Annotated in this window: 7 protein-coding genes and 3 pseudogenes; 3 read left to right on the top strand and 7 right to left on the bottom strand. The window is 36.5% G+C overall.

Features of this window, described 5'->3' with window-relative positions:
- Positions 1 to 260: 260 nt before the first annotated feature.
- The 3 genes and pseudogenes from rpoB to rpsT form a co-directional block, all read right to left on the bottom strand.
- Complete coding sequence (rpoB, locus tag SAGCYANO_RS34610) at positions 261 to 3,569, bottom strand: DNA-directed RNA polymerase subunit beta (protein WP_202224193.1); 3,309 nt, start codon at positions 3,567 to 3,569, stop codon at positions 261 to 263.
- Between the two features lie 856 nt (positions 3,570 to 4,425).
- Positions 4,426 to 5,219 (bottom strand): annotated as a pseudogene (locus SAGCYANO_RS34605) (TatD family hydrolase).
- An 857-nt stretch (positions 5,220 to 6,076) separates the two neighbouring features.
- Positions 6,077 to 6,415 carry a 30S ribosomal protein S20 gene (gene rpsT / locus SAGCYANO_RS34600; RefSeq protein WP_202224192.1) on the bottom strand — a complete coding sequence of 113 codons (339 nt, stop codon included), beginning with the start codon at positions 6,413 to 6,415 and terminating at the stop codon, positions 6,077 to 6,079.
- Positions 6,416 to 7,430: 1,015 nt separating this feature from the next.
- On the opposite strand from rpsT, the gene hisD reads away from it, so the two are divergent.
- The 3 genes from hisD to SAGCYANO_RS34585 all read left to right on the top strand — a co-directional run bounded on the left by hisD (position 7,431) and on the right by SAGCYANO_RS34585 (position 11,233).
- Positions 7,431 to 8,795 (top strand): histidinol dehydrogenase, encoded by a 1,365-nt coding sequence (gene hisD, locus SAGCYANO_RS34595; RefSeq protein ID WP_202224219.1) that lies wholly within the window; start codon positions 7,431 to 7,433, stop codon positions 8,793 to 8,795.
- A gap of 589 nt (positions 8,796 to 9,384) precedes the next feature.
- Entirely contained in the window at positions 9,385 to 9,816 is a 432-nt protein-coding gene (locus tag SAGCYANO_RS34590; protein ID WP_202224191.1) for a universal stress protein, read from the top strand.
- A gap of 853 nt (positions 9,817 to 10,669) precedes the next feature.
- The gene (locus SAGCYANO_RS34585; protein ID WP_202224190.1) at positions 10,670 to 11,233 is read left to right on the top strand and encodes a DUF3747 domain-containing protein; all 564 of its coding nucleotides are present in this window, start codon (positions 10,670 to 10,672) and stop codon (positions 11,231 to 11,233) included.
- A 476-nt stretch (positions 11,234 to 11,709) separates the two neighbouring features.
- Here SAGCYANO_RS34585 and SAGCYANO_RS34580 read toward each other — a convergent pair whose 3' ends face one another.
- The 4 genes and pseudogenes from SAGCYANO_RS34580 to SAGCYANO_RS34565 form a co-directional block, all read right to left on the bottom strand.
- A complete protein-coding gene (locus SAGCYANO_RS34580; RefSeq protein ID WP_202224189.1) occupies positions 11,710 to 12,597 on the bottom strand; it encodes an alpha/beta fold hydrolase in 888 nt (295 codons plus the stop codon).
- 2,309 nt (positions 12,598 to 14,906) lie between these two features.
- Positions 14,907 to 15,599, bottom strand: a pseudogene (locus tag SAGCYANO_RS34575) (Uma2 family endonuclease).
- 623 nt (positions 15,600 to 16,222) lie between these two features.
- Positions 16,223 to 17,182: a GDP-mannose 4,6-dehydratase gene (locus SAGCYANO_RS34570; RefSeq protein WP_202224188.1), complete on the bottom strand. Its 960-nt coding sequence runs from the start codon at positions 17,180 to 17,182 to the stop codon at positions 16,223 to 16,225.
- 840 nt (positions 17,183 to 18,022) lie between these two features.
- Positions 18,023 to 20,293, bottom strand: a pseudogene (locus tag SAGCYANO_RS34565) (hypothetical protein); the annotation flags it as partial.

Here is a 20,293-nt window from a genome sequence, read left to right as displayed (position 1 = left end):
TTTCTTCACATAAAACTTGACAAAACAGACAAGTTATGTATTGGCATTTGAGAGGCTTTTTGCGGAGAAAAAGTGCATTGAAAAATACATTTTTTTGAGAACTTAAGTAGCGATCGCTTACCTATCTATACTCTTTCTCCCTTCTCCCCTGCTCCCTACTCCCCTACTCCCCTACTCCCTACTCCCCTACTCCCCTGCTCCCCTGCTCCCCACAAGGGGATAGCCCAGGCAGGCAGGATGCCCTCTGCCTTCTGCTACACTTACTGCGGGTTTTCCTCATGAGACAACGACTCATATACTGGACGAGAAGGTGCTCGCTTTCCTAATACATCTGCCATCAAATCAACTTCCACATCCTGAGTAGTACCATCATCCATAGTTTCTACCTTGTGAGCTGCAATATCTAAACATAGAGACTGTAACTCTCGCATCAATACCTTGAAAGACTCAGGAGTACCAGGTCGTGGAATAGCTTTTCCTTTAACAATTGCATTCAAAGCCTCATTCCGACCTTGCATATCATCAGATTTCACAGTCAGCAACTCTTGTAAAGTATAAGCAGCACCAAAAGCTTCCAAGGCCCATACTTCCATTTCTCCAAAACGCTGACCACCTTGTTGTGCCTTACCACCCAAAGGCTGCTGGGTCACCAGAGAATAAGGTCCTGTGGAACGAGCATGAATCTTATCATCAACTAAGTGAACCAGTTTCAACATATAAGCAATTCCTACAGTCACCGGACGGTCAAACTTTTCTCCAGTTCGTCCATCATAAACAGGAATTTTCCCGGCATAATTTTCATTAAATACCCAATCTTTACCAGAACGCTCCCTGGCCAATTCCAACATTCGATGTACTGTTTCTCGTGATTTTTCCGGACCGTGCATCTCATCAAATGGTACACACTTAAATCGCACACTCAAAACTTCACCTGCCCACCCTAGCAAGCACTCAAAAATCTGTCCCACATTCATCCTCGAAGGTACACCCAAAGGATTTAACACTACATCTATCGGAGTACCATCGGGCAAATAAGGCATATCTTCGATCGGTAAAATTCGTGAAACAATACCTTTATTTCCATGTCGCCCTGCTACTTTATCTCCTACCTGAATCTTCCGCTTTTGGGCCACATAAACCCTGACCACCATATTTGCTCCAGGTGGCAATTCATCTCCTTTTTCCCTAGTAAATACTCGCACATCAACAATACGACCTTTTTCACCATTCGGTACTCGGAGAGAATTATCTCGTACATCCCGTGCTTTTTCTCCAAAAATTGCCCGCAACAACTTTTCTTCAGGTGGTTGGTCAGACTCTCCCTTGGGCGTTACTTTACCTACAAGAATATCTCCAGATTCTACCCAGGCACCAACTCGAATTATTCCTTGTTCGTCTAAGTTCCGCAGACCATCTTCCCCTACATTAGGAATTTCCCTAGTAATTTCTTCAGGTCCTAATTTTGTCTGTCGGGCCTCAATCTCAAACTTTTCAATATGAATAGATGTATAAACATCGTCATATACTAAACGTTGGCTAATCAGAATTGCATCTTCGTAGTTATAACCTTCCCAAGGCATATAAGCTACCAAAATATTCTGCCCTAAAGCCAACTCAGCACCTTCAGTAGAGGAACCATCAGCTAATACTTGACCAGCTACTACTTGGTCTCCCTCATACACCAAAGGTCTTTGATTTAAGCAAGTATCTTGGTTCGATCTTTGATATTTACACAATGGGTAATCTATTTCATTACCTTGTGGATCGACCACAGATATTTTAGTTGAGTCTATAAAGCTAACTTCTCCATCTGTGCGGGTAATAACTACCATACCAGAGTCCCTGGCCGCTTGGGCTTCTAAACCTGTTCCAACTAAAGGTCTTTCTGGACGCAACAATGGAACTGCTTGTCGTTGCATATTGGAACCCATCAATGCCCGGTTAGCATCATCATGTTCCAAAAATGGAATTAATGACGTAGCAACTGAAACTACTTGTACCGGGGAAACTGCTACATAGTCTACTTGTTGGGGAGTGGTAGTAGTAAAGTCTTGTCGATAACGTACTGGTACAACTTCCCCCAAAATATTACCTTCTGCATCGGTCATAATGTCCCCTGGTGCTACCCGGGAATCATCTTCTGCGTCTGCTGTCATGTATATTGGCTTGCCCTCGCGCAATACTCGACCATTTTCTACAGGATAATATGGTGTTTCGATGAATCCGTAGCCATTGACTTTAGCATGGTTTGCGAGGGAACCAATTAAACCAGCATTTGGGCCTTCTGGTGTCTCAATCGGACAAATTCGCCCATAATGGGAAGGATGGATATCTCGTACTGCAAATCCTGCTCTTTCTCTAGTTAGTCCTCCTGGTCCTAAAGCTGATATTCGTCGTTTGTGAGTCAGCTCTGCCAATGGGTTTGTTTGGTCCATAAATTGGGACAACTGAGAGGAGCCGAAGAATTCTTTGATAGCTGCTACCAATGGTTTTGGGTTAACCAGTGATGCTGGTGTTAATGAGTCTGCCTCGGATACGGTCATCCGCTCTCGGATAATTCGCTCTAAACGGTTTAAACCTACTCTTACTTGGTTTTGTAGGAGTTCCCCTACACTTCTCACCCGTCGGTTTCCTAAATGGTCAATATCATCTGTTTGACCAATGTCATATTCTAAATTAATTAGATAGTCAACTACAGCTAATATGTCTTCTTTGGTTAATACTCGTACTGTGTCTGGTAAGTTTAACCTGAGCTTTTTATTGAGTTTATATCTTCCTACCTTTCCTAGGTCATACCTTTTTTGGTCAAAGAATCGACTATGGAGTAGTTGTTCCCCACCTGCAATAGTTGGTGGTTCTCCAGGGCGTAATTTCCGATACAGTTCTAGTAGTGCCTCTTCTTCTCCAAATTGTCCTTCTTTTTCGATTGTTTTTTGGAAATAATCAGGGTGTCTCAAAGAGTCAAAAATTTCACTGTCCCCTAACCCTAAAGCTTTTAGTAATACTTGAGCTGAAAGTTTCCGGGTTTTATCTATTCTGACCCAAACTAAGTCATTTTTATCTGTTTCAAATTTCAGCCATGCACCTCGGTTAGGAATTAAACTGGCATTATATGTGCGTCGTCCACTTTTATCTGTTTCTGATTTGTAATAAACTCCAGGAGAACGAACTATCTGATTAACGATTACCCTTTCAGCTCCGTTGATGATAAATGTGCCTCTGTCTGTCATTAGAGGCAAATCGCCAATAAATACTTCTTGTTCTTTAATTTCTCCAGTTTCTTTGTTGATTAAGCGGGTGGGAACATACATTTGCACTGCGTAGGTGCTGTCTCTACGTTTTGCTTCTTCTACAACGTATTTTGGTTGTTTTAGTTTGTAGTTTTTGGCAATAAAGTGAAGTTCTAGTTTTCCTGTATAATCTGTAATTGGAGAATAGCTTTCTAGTTCTTCTATTAGGCCATATTCTAGAAACCATCGAAAGCTTGCCCTCTGAATTTCAATCAGATCGGGCATATTGAAAATTGGCAGGTTGCTTTGGGTGTTGATATTTAATTTTTGATGAATCATTCTTGAGTATCCTGGTTGTTTATTTATAGTTTTTATGGGTGATTTTATCTCCCACAAATTTTATTTAAAACTTGATTTTGTAATACACTTGTAAATTAGTTAGTGTAATATCTTGACAGTTTATATACATTAGTAAAGCAAAGCTTATGTGGTAAATTATTTGTTTCATAAGTAAATTTCATGATTTTTATTGAGTGTTATTTTAATTTTTTGCTGTTAAGTTTACTCACTAACTACTATTTTTGAATAAAACAACAAAGCTGTAGATAATATCATTTTTATAATTTGGTTAGGATGATGAAGTTTCGCCTAAGTAGTATAAGTATAGTTGTACATTTAGAGCAGAAAGCCTAATACAAAAAGTTGGTTTTTAGTAATTAGTAATCTAATAAAAATACATATTAATTTTTCAAGAAAAGCAAGTTACACGATAATTTTATTGAAGATATCATAATTATTGGGTGCAGTTGCCAGACAATTATACTCTAATAAGTTTTTTTATTCCGGCCGTCTCCCAACTCAATATACGCTATTTCTGTCGTTGAGACTAGACAACTTTAGTTGTCCTGTGCTAGTTTTATCAATAAAAAGTAAGCAGAATGTTAGGCATTGCCCTAAGCAGACTGTGTAGGGGCACTTTGACTTTTCCCCAAAGAATATATCTTTGGTCAGCGCTCGAATAGACGAAGCAACAAGGATTTATCCTGTTGCGTAGTATCTACTTAGAATCCCCGTGACTTGAATCCGAGGAGTAGTCAATCTCAAACTTACTTTCAGCATTACTTTAGGCCATTAAAGAGCGAACTATTAATTTACTTGTTTGACTTTTAATGATGAAATCTAGATATAATAGTCTTTAGATATTTTTGGTGTCAATAGACAATCCAAATAGCCGACAAGCATTTTCGCTAGTTTGTAATGCTAAACTTTCTAGCGTCACACCTCTAAGTTCAGCTACTTTTTCAGCAACGTATTTAACATAAGCAGGTTCGTTTCGTTTGCCCCGCTTTGGAACTGGTGCTAGGAATGGACAATCTGTTTCTACTAAAAGTCGATCATCATCAACTATTTTAGCTGATTCTTGAATTTGGGTAGCCTTTTAAAGGTGACAGTTCCACTAAAGCTAATATAAAATCCTAAGTCTATAAACATCTTAGTTTCTTCTGGATTACCTCCCCAACAATGCATTACTCCTCTGACAAGTCCTTGATTTTTTTGGAAATCATCAATAATCTCGGCCATTGCAGCAGCAGCATCACGACAATGGATAATTAATGGTTTGTTGAGTTTTTTGGCGATGTTTAACTGTTGTCTAAAAACAAATTCTTGTTGTTCTTTATTATCTGCTTTGTAAAAATCTAATCCTGTTTCACCGATGGCCACTACTTGATAGTCCGATGCAGCTAACTCTTCAATTTGAGTAGCCGTCGTAGATGTCCACTTATGAGCATCTAAAGGGTGTAGGCCAACTGCATAAGACAGTTCTGGAAAACGATCTGCTATTGATTTAATAGCATTGAATTCCTGTGGTTCAACACAAGAGTGGACAAGGTGGACAACTCCTGCTTGTTGCCAACGTTGGCGTATGTCTTCCAGGTCAGAATTGAATACGTCAAAGTTTATATGAACGTGAGTATCAATTAGCTGCATTTGTGGCTCTCCGGGTTTTCCAGTTATCACTTATCGGTTATCAGTACCTCCTGCAATCAGGAGGCTTGACCTTGGCGAATATTCTCTTAGTCGATTTGTAGTGCTATATTGTAAGTTGATATAGGTATATTGGCCACAATACACAAAGTAGTTAGTATATCACTTTAACTATTTTAAACTTTTTTACCGGAAAATTGGGTTGAAAGCCTCCCCTGGAAGGGGACTTTGTGTTATAGTGGAAACAGCGGAAAGGTATTCAACCGCTCTAAAAACCTATAGCTACTTAACTGTAGCGTTTGCACCTTGAAAAGTAGAGTTATGGAGTTTTGTACAGTAATGCTTGTACATAGAAAAACTCTAAGCAACAAGTATCAGAGAACCAAAGTTTTTTTTAAGGTTTGAACTGTACCGTAGGGCATACGGGAACGGGCTCTTGATAGCGAAGCTCCTCTGAAAGAGGCAATAGAGCAAACGCTTGGGGAGAGAACCATCTCTGGACTAGATGCCGCAAGGTGTTTACTTTAAGTGGACTCATTGTTGGCGTAGCCTTGCGTCAGCAAACCAAGAATCCTGGTTTCAGGAGAATCTCCGCGCCTTTAGGCCGGAGAGTATGTCAATTAAGGCAGGTATTTAAAAAAATGAAGTCGGGTACTAAATTTCAACTAATTATAGCAACTATACCGACTTGTGACATACTCCCACACTAACTATTCGGTATAGTGTGGGCTTCTCACTTCGCAGTCCTGCCATTGCATCGGACTCCATGAGCTTTAAGGACTGGATGCCCCTCCGCCCTTTTTGTAGAGCGAAAAACTGCGCACCTAGCTCCGCAATAAGACTAAGCAATCCGGTCTTTTTTAAGAAGCTAGAGAATCATTAGTTTCTGAGGACTCTGGCTGTTTATTGTCGATCTGTAGGTGTCTTTTATAAAATCTCACTAACCTGGACTTTTTGCGAGAACCATTATTTTTGTGTAAAACACCACATTTTACAGCTTTATCAATTTTACTGTAAGCTTTTGACATTCGCAGATTAACTTCTTGCTTCAATTCCTCTGTAGGATTAGCCGCGTAGTTTTCCACAGCAATGAAGTATTTTTTCATCAGAGTTCTTACTGCTGATTTGTAGCTTTTATTGCGCAAACGATTGCGTTCAGCAATCTGGATTCGCTTGATAGCAGACTTAATATTGGCCATAGTTAACTTTTCTTTAAGATCCAGCAATTGTAGAAATTTATTTTATCCCGACGGTTCCTTTAAGAGACACTGCGGAATTCTTAAGACTCACGACTTTTGTTTCTGCTTCCTCTTGACAGAGGAGCTGCGCTAACATAGCACCTGCCTCCGAGGCTTTTCCCTCTTTCCGGCCTTACAGTCACTCCACAGACTGACACTGCTAGCCCAGCAGCTAAAATATATAAAAATATAAAGTACCAGATATATAAATATAGCATTAATTCTCAGAAAATACTAATATTTGTTGAAAAATATTGCAATTGAAGGTTTGGTATAGGAGTCGAGGCAAAGGGCGAGGACAGCTCGAAAGCTTAAAACTCAGACAACGCCCGATTTTTCCTTCTTCCTTCTTCCTTGTGCTATAAGGACTTTCTCAAATCTCAAATTATCAAAATAACTAGGTCGCGCAACCCCGCCTTTTAAGGCGAAATGTTTTGGGGGCTGAAATCCCCGCTACAAAAACAACTTCTGACTGTCAGATGTGTGTCTTGCATTCTGAGGTCCCCTCAGAATTACACACTCGCTTCTGACTTCTGACTTCTGACTTCGTTAACTGGCCTTAGTAAAATCTATGAATTTAATTTTTAATTTTTGATAACACAAAATTTTTCCTTCTTCCTTCTTCCTTCTTCCTTCTTCCTTCTTCCTTCTTCCTTCTTCCTTCTGCTAAAGTTATGCTACTAGAGGTATTGGCAGATAATGCAGAAAACTGAGTACAGTATTAAAGATGCCAGTGTTGGTACTTCACGCTATAACAAAGAGTAATGGGTGATTCGGAAACTTAGAGAATGGTTTTACTTTTATCCCTAAGTTAAATCAGGGTTAAGTTATCAAGACAGTTGGCGACCAATAAGAATTTTTATTTCTTGATTGTCAAGTGTTGAGCATTCTACATAGTTTTAATGTTGCTCCAACTCTCTGAGTTCTGAAAGTACCCTCTACTAGCGAACTTTATTAGTTGGCATTCCTAATCTCCATGCTGCGAATAATTACTCAGTGGCTTGAGGCACAAGCTGAATTAAAACGTATCACAGAACGTACCCATGATGATACGGCTATTCATAAAGAAACAACGGTGCGAGAAATCTTGCGCTCCGTTAAAGAAAAAGGCGATGAGGCTCTATTACACTATACATCTGAGTTTGACCATATTACCTTAACTCCTGAAGAGTTAAAAGTAACTGGTTCAGAGTTAGATGCGGCCTATCAACAAGTAAATAAGGACTTATTAAATTCAATTCGTTTTGCTGCTAAACAGATAGAAGCTTTTCACCGACAGCGAGTTCCTAAATCTTGGGTTCAGTTCGGTGATGATGATGTGGTTTTGGGCAAACGCTACACACCAGTAGATCGAGCTGGTCTATATGTTCCTGGGGGTAAGGCAGCTTATCCTAGTACAGTTCTGATGAATGCTATACCTGCTCAAGTGGCCAAAGTACCGAAAATTGTCATGGTTACACCACCTGGTCAGGGTAACAAAATTAATCCTGCTGTACTTGTGGCTGCCCAGGAGGCAGGCATTCAAGAAATTTATCGGATCGGAGGGGCCCAGGCAATAGCCGCTCTCGCTTATGGGACAAAAACTATACCAAAAGTGGATGTCATCTCTGGGCCGGGTAATATCTATGTAACTTTGGCAAAGAAAATTGTTTATGGTACGGTAGGTATTGATTCTCTGGCCGGGCCTTCAGAGGTGATGATTATTGCAGATTCTGAAGCTAACCCAGTTCATTTAGCCGCAGATATGTTGGCTCAAGCAGAACATGATTCATTGGCGGCAGCTATCTTGTTAACTACAGATTCAGCAATAGCACGTCAGGTGGTAACTGAGGTAGAGCGACAACTTGAGGATCATCCACGTCGCACAATGACAGAAAAGGCGATCGCCCATTACGGTTTAGTTGTTGTTGTTGAGTCTCTCGAAGCTGCTGCTGAACTTTCTAATCTATTTGCTCCAGAACACTTGGAGTTGGAAGTTTCAGATCCTTGGGCTTTAGTGGAAAATATTCGTCATGCTGGTGCTATTTTCCTTGGTTATTCCACTCCAGAAGCTGTGGGAGATTATTTGGCAGGGCCAAATCATACTTTGCCGACTTCTGGTGCTGCTCGTTATGCTTCAGCATTGGGAGTAGAAACATTTATGAAGCATTCTAGCTTGGTTCAATATTCTTCTACTGCTTTGCATAAGGTGGCTACAACAATCGATCTATTGGCCACGGCTGAGGGGTTGCCCTCTCATGCTAACTCGGTACGAGTTAGGACAAAAACTCAGGAGCAGGAGCAACAAGAATGGGTGAAAAAAGAAACAATTAATCAGGAAAATGATGGTAAAAATTTATAAGTAATACCAGATGACTCCCGTTAGAATCTTGGCATTGCTCAATCAAGGGATGAATCTTTAGACATCTCGACCAAAAGAGGGAGTAGGGAGTAGGGAGTAGGGAGTAGGGGGAAAGAATTGATAAATAAGAGTCGGATAATTGATTTGATTTTTTATTCTTGGATATGTCTTTTGAGGGAAAGGTAAATCCCATCTTTAATACTTCCCCTTTCTCCGAAACTACAATTCATCTCTCAAATATGCAACGCCGAATCTTTAGATCGCGGGAGAACATACAAGTTAATATAAAAACTTTCAAATGTATAGCAGAAGGAAGAAGGAATAAGGAAAAATATTGTGTTGTCTGAGTTTTCAGCTTTTGGTCCGCGCCCTTTCCTTCCTTCAGGAGCTATAGAGTTTGTAATACTGTCAAGCATGGGAATTTAAAAGTAATTCTTAATTTCCCAGAATTTGGCTATTAGCTTCTACGGTAGAAAGTCTGTTTAACCTAGATGGGGCTGATTATGGTAGGCTTCCAGCTAGTAATGTACCAGAGATATATTTTCAGTACAGGACTACCTATTTCTTATCTCTACTAATACTCTTGTCTATGGCCTTCAAAACAATTATTGTAGCTCTCAGCAATTCAAACTCAGATCTAGATTTAGTAATTCAAGCATTGACAGAATTTCACTTAACATCAGAAACGAGAGTAATTTTATCTCATGTGGTTGCTACGGAAAAATCAGATTTGGATCTGAAAGCTGATCGACCTCAACCTGAAGGGAAAAACATTTCTGTCGGGGAGTTTGAAAAGCAACTCAAAGTTTACCGAGAAAAACTTCCTTGTACTACTGAGGTAGAGGTTACGACCGGAGATCCAACTGAAGAAATTGTTCGCTTATCTAATATTTATAATGCAGATTTAATTGTAATTGGTAGTCGGGGATTAAAAGGTATGAATAGGATTTTGAAGAGGTCTATTAGTAGTGAGGTTGTTGTTGATGCAAATTGCTCAGTGTTTGTGGTCAAGCAGAGATAGTTCATACTATTTTTGTTATAAGTATGGGTATTCACGCCCTTCAACAATTAATAATTAATAATTAATTATTAATTATTACCTCTCCTTTAAAACGGATAGGATTGACTCAAAGGAAAGTCTTTCTTCTCTTGGTTCATTGGATATGGCGTTAGCGGAGCGGCTCTGCAAGAGCGGGTTTCCTGGCTATTACACCCTACGGGAAGCTCCGAATATCGACCGCTTTTATCCCCTTAAAAGAGGAGGCTGTCAACCACAATTTTTCGGTAAATTAGTATAAAAATAGAAAAAATCAATAGGGAATTAAAAGCAATAATAAATTTAATTACCGTATTTTTTATCTATAGGAAATATCTTGTTTGTCTTTGATATGTAAATTATAGATTGAGGTTTTTTATTATAAAAAATGTGTGCTGTTCTATTCCCCGTTATACTTGTTTATGCTACTATTTCATTATATTTTATCTCCTTTCCCGAAAAATTCTGGTCTAAAGGCTCCCCTTTTAAGGGGATAAAAAAAAGAGCATATTCCGTATTTCAAGCCTCCTTATTGCAGAGGTACTGATAACTGATAACTGATAACTGATAACTGATAACTGATAACTGAAATGACTATTCCCTATTCTATTTTTTATGGCATTTTGTATATACATCCCAGATAAAAACGCTATACGATGAACTTACGGGATAATGGTTAACCCCCGAAAATCATAAATTCAATAACATAATCTGATTTTTCTGTTTTTAATCAATCATAATTTGACAAATACCAGCATAAGTACGAAAATAAGTCCTAAAATTTCCTAAAATCTATATTCTCAAGCTATATACATATAAATTAGGTGAAACAAGAGGCATGAAAACTTTTTTTAAGCAGTCTATAGCTGCACTGACAACTTTAGGACTATTAACTTTCTTTTCTTTTCGTCCAGTACCAGTTAGGGCAAATTTCTTTGACCAAAAAGAAGTCGAGCAGTCTAGATACATTGCAATTGCAGTTCCTCGTGCTTTTGGGCCACAATTGCTGATTTTAGAGCAAAAAACCGATACCAGACAATGTTGGGATGAAAGTGGCGATCGCCCAGTCTTGGTCGATCCTCTATTACTAAATTTTGACTTTACAGGTATTTGTGGACGTGCCACTGACAGTAATGGTTATTCTATCCGAATAGCAAATACTGATCTGGCTCTTGAATATGCTCTCTCTTTGCAAATGAGCGGAGGGGATATACGACTAATGGGTATTTCTCGTTATGATTCTAATGCACCACGACTACTTATCGGTAGAACTTATGGTTTAGCTGACGGATTTACTAAAATTATTCTTGAACCTGGTTGGCGCTTTGCTAAAAGAACTTATCAGGGTCAAGAGTTAGGTCATATATATGTTACTACTGACTGGATGCCAACAGAAGAATAGAGTTAGAAACGTATAATAACAAGTAGATACAGCAGTTTCCTACTTGATTAAGTATATATTATTGATGGTTTGAGTAGGGACGTTGTATGCAACATCCCTACAGAATAGGGAAGATGGGTCAGAGGATAGGGAAAGCAAAAAATCAAAAAAAAATTTACCCCACCAGGGGGATCGCATTAATCGCCGAATCTGCTGTATATCAAATTAATTTGAAAAGGCGGTCATTTTTAGTGACCGCCTTTTATTAATCCTCAACACCACTTAAAATAAATTCAAAAAGTAGTTAGCACAAATGTTGTGCCTTAACATAAGCAGAATTTTTTGAGAAAGAGCATCGACGACTGGCCGTGTTTCGTCTCGATGCTCTTGCTGATTCGCTCCTCACACCGTACATAGTCTAACTTATTAAGCTAATTTTGTCACTATATTTCAGTAATTTTTTTGATAAATCTTGAAAGCACTATCTATCAAGAGCTTCAGCTTTGAGATAACCAATCTAAAATCAAAGAGTTAACTATTGTTGGCCTTTCATCGTGGGGGCAATGACCAGTGTTGGGTATGGGAACAAATTGGATAGATGTACCTTTCTCTGCTAAGTCTTGATAAATTTTTCCACCTGAAATTGGTGTCCAAGGGTCGTTTTCTCCCCAAATTACTAACAATGGTGCTTTGATTTTTGGTAACAATTCTGAGGGATGAGGTCCAGCAGGTGCTGTGAGAATTGAAGCAAAAACTTTCTGCGCTCCAGGGTCGCAAGAAGGACGATGAAGTAGTTCGATTAACTCATCTGTAATGGCTTCTTGATTACTATAAACTTGTTTGAGAGTGCCACGAATACGATATTTTTGACGGACTTGATTGAAAATAAATGGTCCTAGAGCTGGGGAACTAACTAATTTGCTAAACATTCCCATAATGAATCTTAGAGGAGGATTTAATTCTTGAGGTCGATGGTTTAAGCCTCCTGCACAGTTAATGAGAATTCCTCCTGTGCAGATTTCTGGGTAGTCTGCTAGTATCATTAGGCTAAGTAATCCACCAATGGAGTTGCCTATAAAGACGGTGGGTTTTTGAATATGTTGGTTCCAGAAGTCGTATAGTAGTTCTTGCCAAAGTTCTAATGAGTAATCTAGGGAAGGCTTAGAAGATGCACCAAATCCTAGTAAGTCGAGGGCAAATACTTGATGGCCTCCAGCAGCGAGGGTAGGGATATTGTTACGCCAATGACCTATGGATGCACCAAAACCATGAATTAATACTAGGGGTTGTCCAGTTCCCATGACTGTATATTGGATTTGGTGGTTTTTCCAAGTCCAGGTATGTAGGTCTAGTTGATTTGCTGGTGGTGCTATAACGGGGTTCATTTTATAAAGTTTTGTAAAGTTACATATTTATCATAATAGAAATTTTGGCAAAATTTAGGTTGATTTAGAATGGAAGAGTCTAGGGTTATTACAGAGGCGATCGCTAAAGTACCTTGCGAATAAATATGCTAATTAACTGTGAAGTTGATTAATAGATTCTTGGTGTTCGGAACTAGATAATTCCTGGTGAAGTAGATTTAATACTTCAGGGAAATTTCTGTCTATTCGGGATTTAACTGCTAACTATAATTCAGGGAAATTTTGACTTTTTATCCCTGGGTGTTTATTGATGGCAATAGAAATATATTCACTATAGTTAAAAATGCTAATTAACTGTGAAGTTGATTAATAGATTCTTGGTGTTCGGAACTAGATAATTCCTGGTGAAGTAGATTTAATACTTCAGGGAAATTTATTTCTATTCAGGATTTAACTGCTCACTATAATTCAGGGAAATTTTGACTTTTTATCCCTGGGTGTTTATTGATGGCAATAGAAATATATTCACTATAGTTAAAAATGCTAATTAACTGTGAAGTTGACTAATAAATTCTTGGTGTTCGGAACTAGATAATTCCTGCGGGAGTAGATTTAATACTTCAGGCAAATTTCCTTCTATTCGGGATTTAACTGCTAACTATAATCCAGGGAAATTTTGACTTTTTATCCCTGGGTGTTTATTGATGGCAATAGAAATATATTCACTATAGTTAAAAATGCTAATTAACTGTGAAGTTGACTAAGAAATTCTTGGTGTTCGGAACTAGATAATTCCTGGTGAAGTAGATTTAATACTTCAGGGAAATTTCTGTCTATTCAGGATTTAACTGCTAACTATAATTCAGGGAAATTTTGACTTTTTATCCCTGGGTGTTTATTGATGGCAATAGAAATATATTCACTATAGTTAAAAATGCTAATTAACTGTGAAGTTGACTAAGAAATTCTTGGTGTTCGGAACTAGATAATTCCTGGTGAAGTAGATTTAATACTTCAGGGAAATTTATTTCTATTCGGGATTTAACTGCTAACTATAATTCAGGGAAATTTATTTCTATTCGGGATTTAACTGCTAACTATAATTCAGGGAAATTTTGACTTTTTATCCCTGGGTTTTTATTGATGGCAATAGAAATATATTCACTATAGTTAAAAATGCTAATTAACTGTGAAGTTGACTAATAAATTCTTGGTGTTCGGAACTAGATAATTCCTGGTGAAGTAGATTTAATACTTCAGGGAAATTTATTTCTATTCAGGATTTAACTGCTAACTATAATTCAGAGATTTTTTGACTTTTTATCCCTGGGTGTTTATTGATGGCAATAGAAATATATTCACTATAGTTAAAAATGCTAATTAACTGTGAAGTTGACTAATAAATTCTTGGTGTTCGGAACTAGATAATTCCTGGTGAAGTAGATTTAATACTTCAGGGAAATTTATTTCTATTCAGGATTTAACTGCTAACTATAATTCAGAGATTTTTTGACTTTTTATCCCTGGGTGTTTATTGATGGCAATAGAAATATATTCACTATAGTTAAAAATGCTAATTAACTGTGAAGTTGACTAATAAATTCTTGGTGTTCGGAACTAGATAATTCCTGGTGAAGTAGATTTAATACTTCAGGGAAATTTATTTCTATTCAGGATTTAACTGCTAACTATAATTCAGAGATTTTTGACTTTTTATCCCTGGGTGTTTATTGATGGCAATAGAAATATATTCACTATAGTTAAAAATGCTAATTAACTGTGAAGTTGACTAATAAATTCTTGGTGTTCGGAACTAGATAATTCCTGGTGAAGTAGATTTAATACTTCAGGGAAATTTATTTCTATTCAGGATTTAACTGCTAACTATAATTCAGAGATTTTTGACTTTTTATCCCTGGGTGTTTATTGATGGCAATAGAAATATATTCACTATAGTTAAAAATGCTAATTAACTGTGAAGTTGACTAATAGATTCTTGGTGTTCGGAACTAGATAATTCCTGGTGAAGTAGATTTAATACTTCAGGGAAATTTATTTCTATTCGGGATTTAACTGCTAACTATAATCCAGGAAAAATTCTACTTTTTATAACTCCGTTTTATCCATGGCAACAGAAAGATACTCACTCTAAGAGCTAATTTATAAACTGAGCTGTTTGCGCAGCATTCCGCAGGAAAACTCTTATTTTATATAGGTCTCATAAATAAATTTATGGCTTACTGGTCTACAATCGGCAAAACCTTTGTTCTGTAATAAATTCAGCCTCTTAAATATTTACTCTATAAATCAGCTTTAACTAAAAATGCTAATTAACTGTGAAGTTGATTGACAAAATCTTGATGTTCGGAACTAGATAATCCTTGTTGAAGTACATTTAAAACTTCAGCTAAATTTCCTTCTATTAAGGATTTAACTGCTAACCATAATCCAGGAAAAACTTTACTTTTTATAACTCCATTTTCATCTATTTTCGCAGAAATATACTCACCTTCAGACAACAAAAAATAGCTTAATTATTGTTCATAAACTCGCCAAACTAAATATTTTTTGACTCCATTACGTTGATAGACTTTTAATTTATCATGTAAATAATAAGCAGCACTACTAGCAGCAACTTCAACAATTAATTCTGGCGCACTTTCTATATAATCATCCTCACTAATTTTTGCTTGTCCTCCTAAATTTGGTTCAATAAATAATATGGCATCTGGTTGAGGTTAATTATTTTTATCTAAACGGGTAGTAGCATTATCAGCACTCCTAACTCCAGGAGTAGCAGCAGTATACACTCCTAACCAAGTATTAATTTGAAGATGAGGTTCTCCATGGGCAGAAAATCTTAATGGTGAAGCTATATAAACAATTCCTTCAATAAGTTCAGCTTTTTTATGTTTTGGCATGGAAAAGTAGCGCTTTTCAAACTCATCTCTAGTTAAGCGTTCGCAGAGCGTGGCGTCAGCCGTATCGCCACTTTCTAAAGGTATTATTGTAGTTTTGTTCATAGTTTTAACGAGAAATAAAAATTACCGAAAAAAGATTATAAAATTTCTAAAATTTGGTAGATTACTTTTATTTATTTTGTTATTAATAACGCAACACTGTTTCCTACAGAATGCTGCGCAAATAGAGAATACTAAAACTCATAAGGTATGGAAGAATTAGAGTAGATATTCAGATTACATAACTGCAAAAAAAATCCTTAATTGAACTGTATTAATCTATAGATTTATTTACCGAATAATTAAGGTTTAAAGCCTCTCCTTTAAAGGAGAAAGGAGAAACAAGAAAAAATTTTCATGATTAGTCAATCCTATCCGTTTTCAAGGAGAGGTAATTATTAATTAGGGCGTGATCGATCTAATCTAAAAGCATTGACATATAAAGATAAAGTGCCTTTTTGGGGTCGAATTGCAGTGCGCCTATTTCAGTCTAAAACACTCAAAAAGTTAGTATTTTAGGCGCATAGGTTGGGAATAAAAATTAAGGCACAATCCTGACTCTTACCTCCTAGCTCATTCCCATTTCTCCTGTATCCTACGTCCTACCCCTACTAAAAGACTTTTTCACCAAATTCTAATTATTAATTATTAATTATTAATTATTAATTGTTTAATTTCCTTATTCTTTAAAAATTAGCCATTCTATCCTTAACCATCATTCGCACAACATCTGGCATTTTATACTGTGCTTTCCATCCTAATTTTTCTTTAGCTTTAATTGGATTTGCCCTACCTAAAGAAATATCTGTAGGACGATATAAACTTCGGTCTACCTCTACATAATTTTGCCAATTTAATCCTACAGCAGCAAAAGCTTCTATGACAAAATCTTGCAAAGGATAAGTTTCTCCAGTAGCAATTACATAATCATCTGGTTCTTCTTGCTGCAACATCAAATACATTGCTTCTACATATTCGGGGGCCCAACCCCAATCTCTCTGCACTGAAATATTTCCTAAATGTAATTTTTCATTACTTCCATTAGCAATTTTGCAAACAACTGAAATAATTTTTTGAGTTACAAAACGTTGAGGTCTGAGGGGAGATTCGTGATTAAATAGTATGCCAGAACAAGCAAATAAATTGTAAGCTTCTCGATAATTTGCTACTTCCCAAAAAGCTGTAGATTTAGCAACAGCATAAGGACTTCTTGGGCGAAAAGGAGTAATTTCTGTAGCAGGTTGACCGCCTGTATCGCCAAAACATTCGCTGGAGCTAGCATTATATAATTTAATTTTTGCTCCGGTAAATCTAATTGCTTCTAATAAATTTAATGTGCCAGTAGCGATACTTTCTAATGTTTCTACAGGTTGTTGAAAAGATAGACCTACTGAACTTTGACCTGCTAGATTATAAACTTCATCTGGTTGATATTTTGTTAATATTTGTAAGACACTTCTAAAGTCATTTAAAGACATAGAGTCTAATTTTACTTTGTCACGAATATCTAAACGATGTAAGTTATTAAAAGTAGACATTTGGGCATCTCTGGAAGTGCCACAAACATTGTAACCTTTTTCTAGTAATAGTTTGGCTAAGTAGGAGCCGTCTTGACCAGAAATTCCGGAAATTAATGCTGTTTTCATAATTTTTAAGGAAGTAGAAAAATAGATAAATATTTAGGATTTGCTGAATAAGTCTGAAATTTTAATTAATCAAAATTTTAAGGGTTATTGAGATATTCATGTAGCATTTCCCAAGAAGCGTGAGGTACAAAATTCTGGGTTTGAGGCAACAGGCAACAGGGAAATACGAAGAAAAAAGATAACTTTACCTCACTAGGTTGGGAAATGCTATATAGCACAATAAAAACAAATAAGTCGAACTATCTGTCAAAAATAAGACATTTTTTTGAACTGAAGCAGTGAAAATTTTTCTACTGTTAAACTTCAATAAAGTCTTGCCTTTCCTCATCTACTTTTTTCACGATACCCTATATTAAAATGCTGACTTTATTGCCTTTTTCAGGTAATAAGTCAGGAGTAATAATTAATAATAATTTTTTCACTTTTCCTGATTCTATCCTTACTTAATTGGGTTAAATACCTCATTATTCATAAGTATTCAGCTATCAGCAATTAGTAATGAATAATTACTTCTCAGGTTTTTTCCAAGGACTTTGGCAGTAACTTTTTACTCTTTTTCAATTTCAAAGGTTGCTTTTACCTTCCCCAAAATTAATAGCTGAAGTCCGCAGTTCCGACCATAGGAGGCTAGCTAATAGCTGACGGCTGTTTGCGCAGAATTCCGCAGGAAATGCTTACCATTATTCTATAATACCATTTTGAAAAAAGAATGCTTAACTTAGACAACACTTCAATTATATCGACCAAGAGAAGAAAAAATTTTCCTTTTAGTCAATCCTATCCGTTTTCAAGGAGAGGTAATTATTAATTATTAATTATTAATTATTAATTGTTTAAATATCAATCTGGAATTGTTTCTGCTAGAATTTTTGCTAGATTTTTGAGATGTGCTGCATAGTTTTTTTGATTTTGATCGACTGGTATTTTTTCCTGATTTTCTAGTTTTAGTTTGGTTTTTTCCAGTTCTGTTTGAGTTTCTTGAAGTTGAGATTTACTGATATTCAATTCTTCTTGATACTTGAAATAGTTAGATTGAGATTGTTCTAATTCTGCTTGTACTTCATCGAGTTGGAATTGGGTAATTTCTAATTCTTCTCGCGCATCATGTAGTTCTGAGCAATATTTATCTAATTCTGTTTGAATTTGTTGTAGTTGTGCTTCGGTATTTTTGGCTTTTTCTTGGCTTTGCTGAAGTTGAGACTGAGCAGATACTAATTTGGCGGAAAATTCATCTCGCTGAGATTTGGTATTTTCTAATTCTGTGTGAATTTGTTGTAGCTGTGCTTCGGTATTTTCAGTTTTTTCTTGGTTTTGCTGAAGTTGAGACTGAGCAGATACTAATTTTGCAGAAAATTCATCTCGCTGAGATTTGGTATTTTCTAATTCTGTTTGAATTTGCTGTAGTTTTGCTTCGGTATTTTGAGCTTTTTCTTGATTTTGCTGAAGTTGAGACTGAGCAGATACTAATTTTGCAGAAAATTCATCTCGCTGAGATTTGGTATTTTCTAATTCTGTGTGAATTTGTTGTAGCTGTGCTTCGGTATTTTCAGTTTTTTCTTGGTTTTGCTGAAGTTGAGACTGAGCAGATACTAATTTTGCAGAAAATTCATCTCGCTGAAATTTGGTATTTTCTAATTCTGTGTGAATTTGCTGTAATTGTGCTTCGGTATTTTCAGCTTTTTCTTGATTTTGCTGAAGTTGAGAATGAGATTGTTCTAACTCCTCTAATATTTGGTCTCTTTGAGATTGGATATTTTCTAATTCTGTGTGAATTTGTTGTAGCTGTGCTTCGGCATTTTCAGCTTTTTCTTGATTTTGCTGAAGTTGAGACTGAGCAGATACTAATTTGGCGGAAAATTCATCTCGCTGAGATTTAGTATTTTCTAATTCTGTGTGAATTTGCTGTAGTTGTGCTGCGGTATTTTCAGCTTTTTCTTGTTCTTGCTGAAGTTGAGACTGAGATTTTCCTAATTCCTCTAATATTTGGTCTTTTTGAGATTGGATATTTTCTAATTCTTCACGATTTTGTTGAAGTTGAGACTGGGTAGATACTAATTTGGCGGAAAGTTCATCTTTCTGAGACTGAATATTTTCTAACTCGGCTTGATTTTCCTGAAATTTCATCTCCAATGAAACACTACTCGCTATTTCTGAAATATCCACATCTCGAAAAACTGGCTTACTATTCCAAGGTTCAAAAGGTATAAGTTTTGAGGTGGAAAAATGAGGTCGAAAGAAATATTTTCCTATTTCATTTAATAGACAAGCAGCAAAAGCAAAGGGAGTATTAGAAATAGCAACAAAATCACACTTACTCAATAAAAAGAAATTCAGATATTCTCGATTAACTTCAATCTCCAAGTCTTGAGCAGTTATAGGATGATATTCAGCAAAATAAACCAGAGGTAATTCCTCTATATTATCGCTGGCAATAAATAAAACTGGTTCCTCTAAAGTTTCCCATAAACCATCTAACCAAATTTTATACCACTCACTCGGAGCAACAGCAAAATTACTATTTTCCTCTGAATGTGATTGTAAATGTAAACCAATAATAGTTTTGCCACGAGAGTGTAATTTTTCCCAAGCAACTTTTACTTTTTCCTCTATCTCTAGTGCAGGTTGAAACAAAGAACAAAAATATTCTTTAAAGGGCGCATAATAGCGAGTGTGATATAAAAATTCTCCATGAATATCTACATTTTTCAAAATTTCTGTATTACCGAGAATAAATTCATTATTATTCTCTGAAACTTCAGGTAAATCTTCAGAAATCTCTAGGTCTTGATGCCCAAATAATTCTTGCCCTATCCATTTTGGAGTCTCTACTAATAAGGAATTTTCTTGAGCATATATTTTCAAGAAACTATACTGAAAAATTTGATTACCAAATCCACCATTTTTGCCAAGAGTAGACATACTAATTACTTGTTTTCTCACATAAAAAGCATCTCCCCAAGAAGGGTGAAAAGGTGTTGCCTCCGCTATTTTACCAAAACCATTATCTGCTAAAAACTCATCAATTTTTTCTGCCAAAGCACAACCTTCATAGAGTTCTTCATAATTAACCTTAGTGTAAACTGCATCTATATATGTAAGTAAATTAGTTGC

The sequence above is a fragment of the Okeania sp. KiyG1 genome, from assembly GCF_014132355.1.
Lineage (GTDB): Bacteria > Cyanobacteriota > Cyanobacteriia > Cyanobacteriales > Microcoleaceae > Okeania.
The sequence above is the reverse complement of the archived record's forward strand: the minus strand, read 5'-3'. Positions and strand labels throughout refer to the sequence as shown.

Excerpts from the sequence above, each read along its gene's own strand:
- rpoB (WP_202224193.1), bottom strand. The coding sequence starts at position 3,569 with ATGATTCATCAAAAATTAAATATCAACACCCAAAGCAACCTGCCAATT.
- rpsT (WP_202224192.1), bottom strand. The coding sequence starts at position 6,415 with ATGGCCAATATTAAGTCTGCTATCAAGCGAATCCAGATTGCTGAACGC.
- hisD (WP_202224219.1), top strand. The coding sequence starts at position 7,431 with ATGCTGCGAATAATTACTCAGTGGCTTGAGGCACAAGCTGAATTAAAA.
- SAGCYANO_RS34590 (WP_202224191.1), top strand. The coding sequence starts at position 9,385 with ATGGCCTTCAAAACAATTATTGTAGCTCTCAGCAATTCAAACTCAGAT.
- SAGCYANO_RS34585 (WP_202224190.1), top strand. The coding sequence starts at position 10,670 with ATGAAAACTTTTTTTAAGCAGTCTATAGCTGCACTGACAACTTTAGGA.
- SAGCYANO_RS34580 (WP_202224189.1), bottom strand. The coding sequence starts at position 12,597 with ATGAACCCCGTTATAGCACCACCAGCAAATCAACTAGACCTACATACC.
- SAGCYANO_RS34570 (WP_202224188.1), bottom strand. The coding sequence starts at position 17,182 with ATGAAAACAGCATTAATTTCCGGAATTTCTGGTCAAGACGGCTCCTAC.